The organism is Kiritimatiellaceae bacterium, assembly GCA_013141415.1.
Lineage (GTDB): Bacteria > Verrucomicrobiota > Kiritimatiellia > Kiritimatiellales > Tichowtungiaceae > Tichowtungia.
The window spans coordinates 557,195-572,251 of sequence record JABFQY010000001.1; the positions used below are offsets into that span (position 1 = coordinate 557,195).

The following is a 15,057-nucleotide window of genomic DNA, read 5'->3' on the forward strand; positions in this document are numbered from 1 at the left end:
AGTCTGGAGCAGGAATGCAGTTCAAAATTCCAACCGAAGGCGGCGATGACGAGATCAACATGGCGCCCATGATTGACATGGTGTTTCTCCTGCTGATCTTTTTCATGGTGACTTCACACATTAAGTCGCTGGAACTGACGCCGGTTAATCTGCCGGTAGCGGATAAGGCCAAGGTGCCGGAGACGGCGCGCGACCGGCAGGTCGTCACGGTTGCGGCAGAGTCCGGCGGCAGAGTGAGCTACTACATCAACCTGCAAAAGGTGAATATTCAGGAGTTATCTGCCGAGATGATCCGGCAGCAGGCTGCCAATAAAGACGTGCGGATCTATCTGCGAGCCGATCGACAGGTGAAGCAGAAACACATTAAAGCGGTGATGTCGGCGTGTGCGGAAGCGGGAATTGCCGATATCATCTTCGGGGTGGTTGAATCCGGAAAATAGTATGAAAGCCTGGCTGGACGAATTAATAAACGAAAAGGTGGGGTTGCAGATTGCTCCGCTGATCGACTGCGTATTTCTGCTGCTGATCTACTTCATGGTCAGTTCGTCTATGAAAAAATCGGAAGCCGATTTGAGCCTGGCTCTGCCCGGCGCCGTGGTTCAGACGCAGGCCGTCAGTATTCCCGACGAGCAGATTATTGAGGTTCATGCCGACGGGGCCATTGTCATGAACGGGCGAACCTATACCGATCCATCCAAGGCGGATATTAATGCACTGGGATATACATTGCTCCGGTACCGCGAAGCCTCCCAGCTGGCCAACGTGCTTCCGGCCATCACGATTGAAGCGGATGACGAGGCAACCCATGAACGGGTCGTTGACGCACTGAACGCCTGCGCCGGTGCCGGCATTAAAACCATAACCTTTGGAATCGGGAATTGAACAGGGCTGGTAAATTGTAATGAAGAACACGCTGTCCAATTTAAAACTGAAAAGCCGCTCCACCTCGTTCAAGGCCGCCGCACTCAGCCTGACCTTTCATGCTCTGCTGGTTTTTTTTGCCGGTTCAATTGTGGCCGTGCACTATATTCAGAAGCAGAATGCCGAATTTACGGTATCGACCGCTTCGCCGAAACAGGAGCGCCGACAGACGGCGAAAGCCAAACCTGAACCGCCGCGTGAAATGATCCGTCCGACAAAAATCGTCAGCCGCTCGGTTTCCGTATCTGCGCCGACGTTCACCGCGCCAACGGTTGCTGCGCCCGATAACAAACCCAAACACGCCAGTTCGCAGAAGTTTTCTCTCCCCGCCGCGCAGGCCGGGCGCGACGTTGAAGCGATTTCCGGCCGGTTCGGCGGCGGAACACCGCAGATCAATTTTTTCGGAATTTCAACTGAGGGTGAAAAGTTTGTTTTCGTTATTGATGCATCGGCCGGCATGCTGACACCGGAAACAGGCGGGCTTCCGGCCTATAACTACATCAAAGATACGCTGTGCCAGACGATCACCAAACTGCCTGCGGCGGTTCTGTATAATGTGATTCTCTATGACGGCGGAAAGATCAGCCTGTTTCGTCCTCAGCCGGTTCCGGCCACCAAGGGAAACAACGCCGCGTTAAGCAAATGGATTCAAGCCGTCAATCAGGATTCATCCGCCGCAGGTCTGGCGAACGAGCAGGACAATTACCGCCGCCCGGAGCCGTACCCGACGGCGGTCGGTTCGGATTCCGCAGGCTGGCTGCTGTCTCTTCAGGCCGCCTTCGAGCAGCGTCCCGATAACGTTTTTATCCTCACTTCCGATTGGGGGAAGCACAATATCAGTCCGGCAAAACAGCGGCTTCTGCGCGACTTCTCGCTTTGGGAGCTGCTGAGCGGCGGGGGGGCGGCCTCGGTTGGCGGGTCGTCGATTCTGCGCGATGACCGGAAGCTTCGGGACGATCTATTGAAGCGGGCCGTGGAAACGATTCAGAAGCAGGCGGATTCGCGCAAAAACGCCGGGCTTCCCGGTGAGTTCCTGCACGACATTCCCGCATATATTGAATATCCGGCGGATCAGATTCTGGATCACGCCGAGGGGGTTTATCGCACACAGTATATGCCGTATCAGCTTGAACGTCCCAGAGTGCACGTCGTCCGGCTTCTTTCGGAGGGCAGTAATAGCAACTCCGACTATTTTATGACGTATATGCGGAATCTTGTTCGCCGCTATAACGGCGAATTTGAAGCTTTCTCCGGCAGACAAAGCGCTTCTTCAGTTAATGGTCTGCAAGAATCTGTTGCGGATCAGACTGCGGACATGACGCAGAATCCGGAAGCACCGGTTTCTCCGGTTAAATTTCTCGGAGCCAATGCGGACGGTTCGCGGATCGCGTTTATTCTCGATGCGTCCGCCGGGATGCTTTCGGTTAAGACCGGCGGAACCAATACCTATGCGCTGATCAAGGATTGCATAATAAAGGCCGTGGCGGAACTGCAGCCCGGCACGCTGTTTAATGTGATCGCCTACGACCGCAAGCAGGTTACGCAGTTCCGCAGTCAAATGGCTCCTGTATCGCAAAGCCGGGAGCTGGCCGATTGGTTGAAGAATCTGAACAGCAGTGTTGCCCGATCCGGTTTGCGGCCCGAACAAAACAACTATACGCCGACAAACGTTTACGATACCGCGATCGGAGCGGATGTTCAGTCTCTGCCGTATGCCGTGCAGGCGGCGATGGAAGAACAGGCCGATGCGATATTCATTGTGTCGACAGGAATCGGGCCTCAGCCGGTCAGCCCGGAAAAAGCCGCCCGTCTGCTCGATTTTTCCATCTGGAACTCTCTGGGCGGCTCGTCCGGAAACGTTGGTGAAGAAGATGAAAACGGAAATCCTGTTATCACGGGAACCGCCGCCACGTCCGGCGGTAAATTACAATCGCTTCAACAGGATAAGAAACTGGCCGCCGCGCTTTTAAAACAAACCCTCGACCGGATCGCGGCGGAAAAGAAAGCCCGTCAGGAGGCCGGTCTGTCATCTAACTTTGTTCCGGATATTCTGAACTCGATTGAATATCCGCGCGGGCAGATCATGTCTCACATTGCGACAGTATGTAAACTGAACTATGTTTCGCAGGGGCTGACTGTGCCGGTCATGAATTTTATCTGTCTGCAGGAAGCCGGTAAAACTCCGATAAGGGAAGTCCCGCGCGAACTGACCGGATTGACGAAGCCGTATAGCGGAACGGCTCTGTTTTTCAAGGGACCGGACGCAGGGAAATAGATTCGCAGCGGCGGTGTTACTTTTCTTCCCGATAAATGCAGCCGGAGGTTTCGGTTTCTTTGATGACGATTTTGGAGAGCAGGGGAAGCTGCGGCTTCAGTTTTTTCCAAACCCAGACGCTCATGTTCTCGCTGGTCGGATTTCCCAATCCTTCAATCTCGTTCAGGATAGCGTGGTCGAGCTGTTTGATGACCGGCTCGCATACTTTAGCCAGATCTCCGAAATCCATGACGAAACCGGTCTTCGGGTCAACCGGGCCGCGCAGATAGACCTCGATCTCAAAGCCGTGGCCGTGCATGGCCGAGCATTTATGCGTCGGCGGAACGCCGGTCAGGCGGTGGGCGGCATCAAAGCGCAGCGTTTTATAAATTTCCATTTCAGGCATAGCAGTTCTCCTTATACATACCGGCGCGGATCGGTTGCGCCGGCTTCTTTAAATCCTTTAAGGCGCAGGCGGCAGGAATCGCAGGTTCCGCAGGCTTTGCCGTTCGCTGCCGGGTCGTAACAGCTGGACGTTACGCCGTAGTCCACGCCCAGTTCCAGCCCCTTTTGAATGATCTGCGCTTTGGTCAGATAAATCAGCGGCGTGTGAACCGTCAGCTTTTCCGAACCGGTCACGCCCGCCTTGGTGGCGAGGTTGGCCATGGTTTCGTAGGCGGCGATAAATTCGGGCCGGCAGTCGGGATAACCGCTGTAATCGAGTGCGTTGACGCCGATGAAAATGTCGAAACTGCCGAGCACTTCGGCCCACGCCAGCGCATAGGAAAGAAAAACGGTGTTACGCGCCGGAACGTAGGTGACCGGAATTTCGTTCGGTCGGCCCGGTTCGTGCGGCACGGCGATGTTCAGGTCGGTCAGCGCGGAGCCGCCGAACGCGCCGAGGTCAATGGTGACGGTACGGTGTTCGACGGCCCCCGGCATTTTGGCGATCTGCGCCGCGCATTCCAGTTCAACGGCGTGGCGCTGGCCGTAGCGGAAGGAAAGAGCGTAGCAGTCATAGCCTTGATCTTTGGCAATCGCCAGCACGGTGGCGGAATCGAGTCCCCCGCTCAAAAGAACTACGGCTTTCTTCCTCACAATAATCCCATCATTTTATGACACTGCGGAATGATGCGTACACTGCGACCGAGAGCAACAGCCATTTCCGACTGCCATGTCAGCACCTGCCGCGCAGTCGGCACGCGGTTGGTTTTTGATGCGGCGGTCATCGGTTGCAAAACGACGGCGGCCAGCGAGCCGGACGCACGAATGATTTCTGCCGCCTGTGCAAGGTTTTCGTCGGATGTGTCCGCACCGACAACCAGCTTGATCGTCGCTCCGGTTTCTTCGCGCTCGATGATGTTCAGAAATGCGCGGTGCATTGCCCACGCTTCCGGCTCGCCGGTGACGCTGGGGAGTTTGATGTCCATCAAAACGTGGTTGATCCATTCGACGACCTTGGCAAATTCTTCCGGCAGGTCGCCGCTGGTTTCGAGGTGTACCGGCAGGTCGAGCCGTTTACGAGCCTCCGGCAGGAACTCTGCCAGAAAGTCCGCCTGTAACAACGGCTCGCCGCCGGTGATGAACAAATCATCGTGAGCCGATTCCGGACGGTTCAGTCCGGCCAGCAGTTCAATAAGCTGTTTTGCAGAAAGCGGGTTCGGAACGGACTCGAACTTTCCGCTGCCCGGCTCGCGCTCAATAGCGACGGATTCCGTCCGTTCGACCGGCGTGTCGCAGTAGAGGCAATTGCGGTGGCATTCGCAGAAGCGGACAAAAAGCTGGCGGCGGCCGATATTAATTCCTTCGCCCTGCGCGGAGCTGAATATCTCGCTCACAAAAGCTGTCATTTCAGTGGTTTTGTTCATAAATTACTCGGCCTTGAGTACCACCAAGCGGGCCAATAACCAATAACTAATAACCAATAACCGGCGTCCATGAAAGTTGACTTGTTTGATTTTGAACTGCCGCAACGCTTTATCGCGGACCGCCCGGCCAGTCCGCGCGATTCCGCGCGCCTGCTCGACCTGACCGGCGACGGCTTTGCCGACCGGATCATCCGCGACCTGCCGGAACTTCTTCAGTCCGGCGATCTGCTGATCGGCAATAACACCAAGGTGATTCCGGCGCGGCTCGACGGTCTGCGCGGCGAGGTGAAAATTGAAGTGACTCTGCACATGCGCACCGCCGATAACGAATGGCTCGCTTTCGCCAAGCCCGGTAAACGGCTCAAAGAAGGAAGCCTGATCGATTTTGCTGACGATTTTTTCGCCGAGGTGACGGAAAAACGCGACGGCGGCGAAATCCGTCTGCGCTTCAACTGCGGCGGCGAAAAACTTTTCCAATGTCTGGAAAAATACGGCCGCATGCCGCTTCCGCCATACATTCCGCGCGGCGAGGACGGGGCGCAGACCGCCAGCGACCGCGAAAACTATCAGACCATTTTCGCCAAAGAAGAAGGCGCGGTTGCCGCGCCGACTGCTGGACTGCACTTTACTCCGGAACTTTTCCGGGCGCTGGAAAAGCGCGGTGTGGCGTTTGAAACCGTCACGCTTCACGTCGGCGCCGGAACCTTTTTGCCGGTCAAAGTGGACAATACCGAAGACCATAAAATGCACGCCGAGTGGGGAACCGTTTCGCAGGAGACGGTGGACAGGATTAACGCGACGCGGCTGGCTGGCGGACGGATTGTCGCCGTCGGCACGACGTCGCTTCGTCTGCTCGAAAGCGCGTCAACCGCACCGGGCATCATCAAACCGTTCACCGGCGAGACCGACATTTTCATCACGCCCGGCTATCAGTTTAAAACCGTTGACCTGCTGATGACCAACTTCCACCTGCCGCGCTCGACACTCTTTATGCTCGTCTCCGCCTTCGCCGGACTTGACCGGATGCACGCCGCCTACGAACATGCCAAGAAACAGGACTACCGTTTCTACTCCTACGGCGACGCGTGTCTGTTGAAAAGGACGAATGCTGAATGATGAAATTTGAACTATCTAAAAAAGACGGCGCGGCGCGGCGCGGAAAAATCACGACGGCGCACGGCGTAATTGATACGCCCGCCTTTATGCCGGTCGGCACGGCGGCGACGGTTAAAGGGATGCGCCCCGAACAGGTGGCGGATACCGGCGCGCAGATTCTGCTCGGCAACACCTACCACCTGATGCTGCGCCCCGGCGCGGAGCGCGTCGCGTCGCTCGGCGGTCTGCATAAGTTCATGAACTGGGATAAGCCGATCCTGACCGACTCCGGCGGCTTTCAGGTGATGTCGCTTTCCAAGCTTCGGAAAATCACCGAAAAAGGCGTGACGTTTCAGTCGCATACGGATGGAAGCACCTACGAGTTGTCGCCGGAACGCTCGATTGAAATTCAGCACCTGCTCGACGCCGATATTTCGATGGCGTTCGATGAATGCACGCCGTTTCCTTCCGACGAAAAAACCGCCGCCGAATCGATGCGTCTTTCCATGCGTTGGGCGCAACGGTCCAAAGATGCGTTCAAGGTGCGCGACGGCTACGGACTGTTTGGTATCGTGCAGGGCAGTATTTATTCCGAACTGCGTGTCGAGTCGGCGGAGGCGCTCAAACAGATCGGCTTCGACGGTTACGCCATCGGCGGACTTGCTGTCGGCGAAGGACAGGAGCTGATGTTCCAAACGTTGGAAACCACCGTGCCGCACCTGCCGGAAGATCGTCCGCGTTACCTGATGGGTGTTGGTAAGCCGTCGGACATTGTCGGCGCGGTACTGCGCGGCGTGGATATGTTCGACTGCGTTCTGCCGACCCGATCGGGCCGCACGGCGCAGGCGTTTACACGGCGCGGCACGCTCAACTTTATGAACGCCCGCCACGCCGCCGATCCGCGTCCGCTGGATGCCGACTGCACCTGCTACACTTGCCGGAACTACAGCCGCGCTTACATTCATCACTTGCTGAGGTGCGAAGAAATGCTCGGCCCGATGCTGCTGACCCAGCATAACCTGCATTACTATCAGGAGCTGATGGCCGGACTGCGCGGCGCGATTGAAGCCGGAGCGCTGGCCGCTTTTGCAGAGAAGTTTCATGTCGACTACATGAGCGGCGACATTGAAGAAGTTTAGCCGCGAAAAACACAAAAAGGATCGTTGTGGGAAAACCAACAACCAATAACGAATATCCAATAACGAAGCGCATTCTACTCCATACTTGCTGTGCGCCGTGCGCCGCGCCGTCGGCGGAACGGCTGGTGCTCGACGGCCATGAAGTGGTGTTCTATTTCAGCAATTTCAACATTCATCCCGAAGCGGAATATCTCAAGCGACTGGAAGCGGCCCGTAAACTGGCCAAGGTGATGAATCTGGTGATTGAAGAAGATCAGTACGACCACGCCGAATGGCTGGCGCATATCCGGGGATTGGAGAACGAGCCGGAAAAGGGCGCGCGTTGCCGCAAATGTTTTGAATTCAGTCTGGCGCGCACCAGCCAGATGGCGGAACGGCTTGGCATTCCGGCGTTCGCTACGACGCTGACGCTTAGTCCGCACAAAGTATCACGCATCATTTTTGAAATCGGCGCACAGTTCCCGCGCTTTGTGCCGATCGACTTTAAAAAGCAGGGCGGCTTCCTGCGCGGCATTAAATTGGCTGAAGAATACGACCTCTACCGCCAGAGCTATTGCGGCTGTGAATTTAGTATAGGGGTCAGGCCTTGACTTTTGCAAATTTGGCAAAAGTCAAGGCCTGACCCCTATTATCAGTCCAGACTTCGACGTTTGGATGGCCAGCTAAGGCCGCACCCGCCGGAATCGTTTCCGAGTTTTCAAGCAAGGTCTGGATGATCGCTTTTTTTTCTTCGCCGGTGGCGAGGATGATGATTTTTTCGATCCGTCGGAGCAGAACGGGCGTTACGCTGATGCGATCCGGCTTTTCTGTTTTAATCACCGGAACAGCGAGTCGCCCATTGCGAAACGCGGCATCTTGCAGAGTGAACAGCGAAGCGGTGTGGCCGTCGGCGCCGAGACCGAGCAGTCCGAGCGGAACGGATTGCATTCGGCTTAAGTATTCACAAAACGCCTGTGCCGCGGCTTCAATCGGAAGCTCTGTCGGGACTCTTCCAAGCGTTGGAAAAAACGGGGCAATGCTTCTGTAGTTGCTCTGCGGATCAGTGAAGGGAACGTAGCGTTCATCGCTCAGGAAAAGTTTTCCGGCGGTGGAGAGATTTTCTGCGGCGGCGCGACGGTAGATTTCGAGCGGAGTTTTTCCGCCAGCCAGCATGATGCCGTCATGGGTTCCCAGTTTCGGAAATGTCTGACGCAAAAGTTCCAGACATTGGGATGCCAGTTCGTCGAAGTTCGGGAAGACATTCAGCTTCATAATCAATGAGGTTGCACAATCTGGAGTGCGGGGGCAAGCGCAGCGCGACACCGCTTTTCCAGTCGGTCAGCTAAGAGCGGCTTGGCACTTTGTTTCCCGCCGCACTCCAAACCGGATTATGATTCGGCCAGCAGTTTGTTAATGGCAGCGGCGGCGCGGCGGCCTTCGCCCATGGCGAGAATTACGGTCGCGGCACCGAGGACGATGTCGCCGCCCGCAAAGACGCGGTCGAGCGAGGTTTTTCCGGTATCATCCACAATCAGCGTGCCCCATTTGCTGGTTTGCAGGCCCGGCGTAGTCTGGCGGATGAGCGGATTGGATTCGTTGCCGATGGCGACGATGACGGTATCCACGTCCATTTCAAATTCACTGCCCTTGATTTCGACCGGGCGACGGCGTCCGGAGCTGTCCGGTTCGCCGAGTTCGTATTTCAGAACTTCCATGCCGGAAACCCAGCCGCGTTCGTCGGCGAGAATACGTTTCGGATTGCGCAGGGTGTGGAAGATCACGCCTTCTTCTTTGGCGTGGGCGACTTCTTCAACGCGGGCCGGCATTTCCGCTTCAGTGCGGCGGTAGATCAGGTGGACTTCTTGCGCGCCGAGGCGGATAGCGCTACGGGCGGCATCCATGGCGACGTTGCCGCCGCCGAGCACGGCGACTTTTTTCGACGGGAAAATCGGCGTGGCGGCGCGGTTATCGTAGCCCTTCATCAGATTGGCGCGGGTCAGGTATTCGTTGGCGGAAAATACGCCGACCAAATTTTCGCCTTCGATATTCATGAACTTAGGCAGACCGGCGCCGGTACCGATGAAAAGGGCATCGTAGCCGTCTTTTTCGAGCAAGTCCGTCAGGCGGCGGGTGCGGCCGATCACGAAGTCGGTTTTGATTTCAACGCCCATGGATTGAAGGCTGCTGATTTCCTGATCGACGATGGCTTTGGGCAGGCGGAATTCGGGAATGCCGTAAAGAAGCACGCCGCCGGGGCGGTGGAACGCTTCGAAGACGGTAACTTCGTGGCCTTCGCGTCGAACGTCGGCGGCGACGGTGATACTGGCGGGGCCGCTGCCGATGATGCCGACTTTTTTACCGGTGGCCGGGTTAACGGTCGGCGATTGAATCAATCCGTTTTCGCGTTCCCAGTCGGCGACGTAGCGTTCGAGGCGGCCAATGGCGACAGCTTTGTCGATCGACTTGAGCGCCTTGCCGACAGTACACGGTTCCTGGCACTGGCTTTCCTGCGGGCAGACCCGTCCGCAGACGGCAGGTAGCAGACTACTTTCACGAATGATGCCGATGGCGGATTTATAGTCGCCGTCGGCGATTTTCTGAATAAAGGCAGGAATTTCGATACCGACCGGGCAGCCCTTGATACACGGCTTGGTCGGGCATTGCAGACAGCGTTCGGCTTCCAGCTTTGCCTGTTCCTCCGAATAGCCCAGCGCGACTTCCTGCATATTGCATCGCCGTACGGCGGGGTCCTGCGCGGGCATTTCCTGCGCCGGAATCGCCAGCCGCTGTTTCGGCGAAAGCGGTTTCGTCAATCCGGCGAGCGCGGCGCGGGCTTCTTCGGCGAGTTGTTCAGAAGTTTTGTGTTCAGCGTTCATGTTTCAGCGTTCTGACTTTCTATTGTTGGGGCTCGCGGAGACGAATGGATTGGGCCGATTTTGACCACTCGTTCTCTTTGTTCACTGGAGAAAACAGCCGAGTGAACCCCGAGGTTTCTATAAAACAATTCTTCGAATTCCGTCCTTCAGCTTCAATACATTAAAGTTAATGAGAAGACCGACCCTACATCCCGTCAACTTCATATACGTAATAAGTTGAGCTTCATGAATCGGAGCAAGCTCCTTAACCACTTTCAGTTCAACAACAACCTTTTCGTCCACAACCAAATCCAGAACAAACTCATCATCCAGAACCAGATCTTTATATTTCAGGTCGAGACGAACCTGTTGTTTGACGCTCGCTCCTCGTAGGACTAACTCATGAGCGAGGCTTTTTTCATAAATGCTTTCCAGAAGTCCGGGCCCCCAGTAGTTATGAACCTCAATTGCTGCGCCGATGATTTTTTCTGTCAGATCCAGTTCTTTATCCATGGAAGTTCCTTTTTTAAACTCAACCACACACTCGGCTGTTTTCTCCAGCGAACGGGTGAGCGGGTGGTTCAAAAGGGATTAACAAATTTGAATTCATTGTTTTCTGAGGATATTAGACTTTTGATCTTCGACTTTTTCGATTTCCTCTTCGAGGTGGCAGCGGTGGTGGTCGGCGTCTTCGCGCGGTTTATAGGCTTTCAGGCGGCTGATCATGTTGTCGAAATCCACCAGATGGCCGTCGAACTCCGGGCCGTCCACACAAACGAATTTGGTTTCCTTGCCGACGGTTACGCGGCATCCGCCGCACATGCCGGTGCCGTCCACCATGATGGTGTTGAGCGAAACCATCGTGTGTACGCCGTAAGGCCGGGTGGTTTCGGCGCAGAACTTCATCATCACCGGCGGGCCGATGGCAACGGCCAGCGCCGGTTTCGGATCGGCTTCACAAAGTTCCTTGAGCGGCGCGGTGACCAGCGCTTTGCGGCCGTAGGAACCGTCGTCGGTGCAGATAATCAGTTTGTCGGCAATGGCACGCATTTCGTTTTCGAGAATCAGAAGTTCTTTGTTCCGTGCTCCCATGATGATGATCACTTCATTTCCGGCAGCTTTCATGGCTTGTGCGATGGGGTGGAGCGGGGCAACGCCGATTCCGCCGCCGACGCAAATGACACGTCCGAACTTTTCAATATGAGTCGGCTGGCCGAGCGGGCCGACGAGATGTTCGACGGTATCGCCGACGTTTTTCAGCGCCAGCAGATGCGTGGTGCGTCCGACCGCCTGAAAGATGATGGTGATGGAACCTTCGACCGGATCGGCGTCGGCAATCGTCAGCGGGATTCGTTCGCCGAAATGACTGTTGAGTTGAAGGATGACGAATTGTCCGGCACGCCGCTCACGGGCAATCAGCGGAGCTTCGATGCGCATTTGGAACACTTCGCCGGAGAGCTGTTTTTTAAAAAGTATGCGGTTCATAGGGGGCGGATTGTAGGGGAGAGGAAGGGCAATATTCAATACTCAATGTTCAATGCCCGGCGGGGAGGGTTACAAAATCATTCAGCGGAGCAGGAGCGTCCGGGACGAATTACAGAAGTTTTTGAAGATCGGTTTGCGACAGGTCACAATCTTTCAATATTTTTGCGAGCAATCCGCGCCCGCCGGATGTTGCTCGACCTCGAGACACAGCTCAATGGCTTCCCGGATGCGCTTCATCAGGGTATCCAGTGATTTTGCCTGAGTATGACAACCGTTCAGCTCGGGAACCGAGGCGACGAACCAGCCCTCCGCATCCTTTTCAATAACCACGTTGAATTCCTTCTTCATGGGTTTAACCGTAATAGTTTCTCTGTACGGAAACAAGGGTGAAGAATCGACGGTCAATGTGCGTAATTAAAATCCGCAGACAGTGCTGGAAAAACGGAGAGCAGGTGCGTATGGTGCCCCGTTTTCAGGTTGGATGTTCGGGCCGGAACAATGTATATTCTCAGCCCGATTGAAGACAGGTGAGGGGATAAGACGATGACGATCACAATGCTAAAGTCCAAGATTCACATGGCGACGCTGACCGGTACGGAACTGTACTACGAAGGCAGTATCACCATTGACCAGGATTTGCTGGACGCCGCCGGGATACTGGTTGGCGAACAGGTGCATGTGGTCAACCTGAACAATGGTAGCCGTCTGATCACCTACACCATTCCCGGCCAGCGCGGCTCCGGCATCGTCGAATTGAACGGCCCGGCCGCCCGTCTCGGATATGTCGGCGACAAGGTGGTCATCATCACCTATGCCCAGATGAACGAAGCGGAAGCCAGCGCCAATAAGCCGACGGTTCTGCTGGTGGATGAAAAAAACGCCATCCGCAAACCGTAACCGGGGCGAAAAACGTTGAAGCGGTCAGTCTGGCCGTTTAGATTCCGGGTATGAAAATAACGAAAACCGGCGGCCCGTTTCCTTTCACTGTATTTCTCGGCGCATTCCTTCTGTTCCAGATTCAGCCGATCATCGGAAAATACTTTCTCCCCTGGTTTGGCGGAGCCCCTGCCGTCTGGCTGACCTGTCTGATGTTTTTCCAGCTTTTGCTTCTCGGCGGTTATACCTACGCTCACTTTCTTCAGCGTCTTCCGTCCGGCAGACAATCTGCGCTGCATGTCGGCTTGCTGGTTGCGGCACTGGTGACGGGCGGACTGCTGGTTTTCGCGTGGGGGTCGCCGATTCTTCCCGGCGCGTCATGGAGGCCGGTTGCCGGTTCGGAACGCCCGACGGCGGATATTTTGCGGCTTCTGCTGATCAGTGTCGGCCTTTCCTATTTTCTTCTTTCTACGAGCGCATCGCTTCTGCAGGCGTGGTCACACCGGATTCAGCCGGAACGCTCGCCGTACATTTTCTATGTGGTATCCAACACGGCATCCCTGCTGGCCCTGCTGAGTTATCCGTTTGTGGTGGAACCGCATTTAACGATTCGCGAACAGGCGTGGATATGGAGCGGCGGATTTCTGATCTATGCGGTGCTGTGCGCAGTTTGCTCTTCCATGGTTCGGAACGTGCCGGAAATAAAGCAGAAGGAATGTATTCAGAGTGAAACACATTCCAAACGCCATCCGATTCTGTGGACGCTTCTTTCGTTCGGCGGAGTGCTGGCGCTGATGGCGGTCACCAATCAAATGACGCAGGACATTCCGCCGGTTCCGTTTCTATGGATATTGCCACTGTCCATTTATCTACTCAGCTACATCCTCGGCTTCATGGAAAAACTGCGCGGCTGGCAGGATGTTTATGTTTACCTTCTGCTATGTGCTTTTGGTGCGGCGTGGTACCTGATGCGAGGAGGACTGGAACTGGAAATCCGGAATCAGATTGCCGCGTACAGCTTCATCCTGCTGGCCATCTGTCTTTTCTGTCACAACGCACTGTATCGTGCAAAACCGGATCCGAAGCACCTGACCGGCTTTTATCTCTGCATTTCACTGGGCGGCGCGCTGGGCGGACTGTTCACGGTGCTGGCGGCACCGTTTCTCTTCAAAGGATACTGGGAATATCAGCTGGTGCTCATCCTGTCCGGTGCGCTGGCCGTTTATTTTATCTACACCGACGCAGAAACCCGCAAAACCTTCCGGGTCGTTCGGCACGCCTTTCCGGTTCTGCTGGCGGCGTTTGCCGTGTTTCTCGGTTCCGGCATTGTGAAAGAACTGCGCCGCTCGGTTTACATAGAGCGAAACTTTTTCGGCTGTGTGCGGGTGGCGAAAGAAATCAACAACGGCATCCCGATCTACAGTCTGCTGCACGGGAAAATCAACCACGGCATGCAGATCGACCACCCGAAATTCCGTACCCGTCCGACCACCTACTTCACCGCCAACAGCGGGGTGGGGCTGGCCATGCAATTGAAGCAGCAGAATCCGGAACCCATGCGCGTCGGGATTCTTGGGCTTGGCATTGGAACGCTGGCGGTTTATGGAAGAACCGGCGATGTGTACCGGCTCTACGAAATTGATCCCGCCGTGATCAAGCTGGCGCAAAACAGCCCGTGGTTTTCGTTCCTGAAAGACTCCAAAGCCGGAATCGAAGTTGTTCAAGGCGACGGACGCATCTCGCTCGAACGGGACCCGGCCAACCGGTTCGATGTTCTGGTGCTGGATGCTTTCACTGGCGACTCGCCTCCGGCGCATCTTTTAACGCTCGAAGCTTTTGGGCTCTATTTAAATCATCTGGCCGACGGCGGCGTTATTGCGGTCAACATTTCCAACCGCTACCTTGACCTCCTGCCGGTGCTGGTACAGGTCAGGAACCATTTCAACCTGAACGCGGCCTACATCACCACACCGGGCGACATGAAAATCAGCGCCAACGCCCAGTGGGTTCTCCTCAGCCGTGATGCGGAATGGTTGCGCCAACCGGCGATTGCTCAGGTTGATTCGCTTAAAAACCAGATGGTTCGCGACATCCGGCCATGGACCGATGACTACAGCAACCTGCTGAGCGTGATGAAATAGGGCGATTTGTGCGACGGATACCCTTATCTGTCGGTTTCCCACGTACCGCCGCCGTCCCGGCGGCCTTGTTCTGGGTGGAAGATTCCAAGGCAAGCGGGGACGCTTGCGATACGTACCGCCGCCGTCCCGGCGGCCTTGTTCTGGGTGGAAAATTCCAAGGCAAGAGCGGCCCGCGGTGAGTCTCGCCGAAACCGGGACGCTTGCGATACGTACCGCCGCCGTCCCGGCGGCCTTGTGCGACAGACACTCTTGTCTGTCGGTTTTTTTGCAGACACAGAGTGTCTGCACTACATTTTAAGTTAACGCCCGGTGAGGTCACCGGGCCTTCTATGGAGTCTGTCAACCGCTTCTGCTTATAATCCATTCCTTTCTCTGTTTCAAAAGACTGTCCGGCTGATTTAAAAGTGCGTTCATTTCGACTGAACGAACAACCTTCTATCCGTG

The 15,057-nt window shown here is 55.7% G+C and carries 16 protein-coding genes; 8 read left to right on the top strand and 8 right to left on the bottom strand.

The window, feature by feature from the left end:
- Positions 1 to 14: 14 nt before the first annotated feature.
- Genes HOO88_02765 through HOO88_02775 form a run of 3 tightly spaced genes read left to right on the top strand, consistent with a single transcriptional unit; the run spans position 15 to position 3,196 of the window.
- Positions 15 to 440 (top strand): biopolymer transporter ExbD, encoded by a 426-nt coding sequence (locus HOO88_02765; protein NOU35682.1) that lies wholly within the window; start codon positions 15 to 17, stop codon positions 438 to 440.
- A gap of 1 nt (position 441) precedes the next feature.
- Complete coding sequence (locus HOO88_02770) at positions 442 to 882, top strand: biopolymer transporter ExbD (protein ID NOU35683.1); 441 nt, start codon at positions 442 to 444, stop codon at positions 880 to 882.
- A 19-nt stretch (positions 883 to 901) separates the two neighbouring features.
- Positions 902 to 3,196, top strand: a complete 2,295-nt coding sequence (locus HOO88_02775) for a hypothetical protein (GenBank protein ID NOU35684.1) — start codon at positions 902 to 904, stop codon at positions 3,194 to 3,196.
- Positions 3,197 to 3,212: 16 nt separating this feature from the next.
- Here HOO88_02775 and queD read toward each other — a convergent pair whose 3' ends face one another.
- The 3 genes from queD to HOO88_02790 are packed head-to-tail and all read right to left on the bottom strand — an operon-like array spanning position 3,213 to position 5,043.
- Positions 3,213 to 3,572 carry a 6-carboxytetrahydropterin synthase QueD gene (gene queD / locus HOO88_02780; GenBank protein NOU35685.1) on the bottom strand — a complete coding sequence of 120 codons (360 nt, stop codon included), beginning with the start codon at positions 3,570 to 3,572 and terminating at the stop codon, positions 3,213 to 3,215.
- Positions 3,573 to 3,592: 20 nt separating this feature from the next.
- Positions 3,593 to 4,273 carry a 7-cyano-7-deazaguanine synthase QueC gene (gene queC / locus HOO88_02785; protein ID NOU35686.1) on the bottom strand — a complete coding sequence of 227 codons (681 nt, stop codon included), beginning with the start codon at positions 4,271 to 4,273 and terminating at the stop codon, positions 3,593 to 3,595.
- On the bottom strand, positions 4,270 to 5,043 hold the full coding sequence (locus HOO88_02790) for a 7-carboxy-7-deazaguanine synthase QueE (protein ID NOU35687.1): 774 nt from the start codon (positions 5,041 to 5,043) through the stop codon (positions 4,270 to 4,272). The genes queC and HOO88_02790 overlap by 4 nt, the downstream gene beginning before the upstream one ends.
- Positions 5,044 to 5,112: 69 nt before the next feature.
- Here HOO88_02790 and queA point away from each other — a divergent pair, with 69 nt between their 5' ends.
- The 3 genes from queA to HOO88_02805 are packed head-to-tail and all read left to right on the top strand — an operon-like array spanning position 5,113 to position 7,867.
- Complete coding sequence (queA, locus tag HOO88_02795) at positions 5,113 to 6,159, top strand: tRNA preQ1(34) S-adenosylmethionine ribosyltransferase-isomerase QueA (protein NOU35688.1); 1,047 nt, start codon at positions 5,113 to 5,115, stop codon at positions 6,157 to 6,159.
- Complete coding sequence (tgt, locus tag HOO88_02800; protein ID NOU35689.1) at positions 6,156 to 7,277, top strand: tRNA guanosine(34) transglycosylase Tgt; 1,122 nt, start codon at positions 6,156 to 6,158, stop codon at positions 7,275 to 7,277. The genes queA and tgt overlap by 4 nt, the downstream gene beginning before the upstream one ends.
- A gap of 20 nt (positions 7,278 to 7,297) precedes the next feature.
- Complete coding sequence (locus HOO88_02805; GenBank protein NOU35690.1) at positions 7,298 to 7,867, top strand: epoxyqueuosine reductase QueH; 570 nt, start codon at positions 7,298 to 7,300, stop codon at positions 7,865 to 7,867.
- On the opposite strand, the gene HOO88_02810 is transcribed toward HOO88_02805, so the two are convergent.
- The 5 genes from HOO88_02810 to HOO88_02830 form a co-directional block, all read right to left on the bottom strand.
- Entirely contained in the window at positions 7,857 to 8,528 is a 672-nt protein-coding gene (locus HOO88_02810) for a hypothetical protein (protein NOU35691.1), read from the bottom strand. The two genes, HOO88_02805 and HOO88_02810, sit on opposite strands and share 11 nt — an antisense overlap.
- 116 nt (positions 8,529 to 8,644) lie before the next feature.
- Complete coding sequence (gene gltA, locus HOO88_02815; protein NOU35692.1) at positions 8,645 to 10,132, bottom strand: NADPH-dependent glutamate synthase; 1,488 nt, start codon at positions 10,130 to 10,132, stop codon at positions 8,645 to 8,647.
- Positions 10,133 to 10,249: 117 nt separating this feature from the next.
- Positions 10,250 to 10,624, bottom strand: a complete 375-nt coding sequence (locus tag HOO88_02820; protein NOU35693.1) for a GxxExxY protein — start codon at positions 10,622 to 10,624, stop codon at positions 10,250 to 10,252.
- Positions 10,625 to 10,717: 93 nt separating this feature from the next.
- On the bottom strand, positions 10,718 to 11,596 hold the full coding sequence (locus HOO88_02825) for a sulfide/dihydroorotate dehydrogenase-like FAD/NAD-binding protein (GenBank protein ID NOU35694.1): 879 nt from the start codon (positions 11,594 to 11,596) through the stop codon (positions 10,718 to 10,720).
- Between the two features lie 153 nt (positions 11,597 to 11,749).
- Positions 11,750 to 11,944 carry a type II toxin-antitoxin system HicB family antitoxin gene (locus HOO88_02830; GenBank protein ID NOU35695.1) on the bottom strand — a complete coding sequence of 65 codons (195 nt, stop codon included), beginning with the start codon at positions 11,942 to 11,944 and terminating at the stop codon, positions 11,750 to 11,752.
- A 195-nt stretch (positions 11,945 to 12,139) separates the two neighbouring features.
- Between HOO88_02830 and HOO88_02835 the strand changes: the two genes are divergently transcribed.
- Positions 12,140 to 12,493 carry an aspartate 1-decarboxylase gene (locus tag HOO88_02835; GenBank protein ID NOU35696.1) on the top strand — a complete coding sequence of 118 codons (354 nt, stop codon included), beginning with the start codon at positions 12,140 to 12,142 and terminating at the stop codon, positions 12,491 to 12,493.
- Between the two features lie 50 nt (positions 12,494 to 12,543).
- Complete coding sequence (locus tag HOO88_02840; protein NOU35697.1) at positions 12,544 to 14,613, top strand: fused MFS/spermidine synthase; 2,070 nt, start codon at positions 12,544 to 12,546, stop codon at positions 14,611 to 14,613.
- The last annotated feature ends 444 nt before the right edge of the window (positions 14,614 to 15,057 follow it).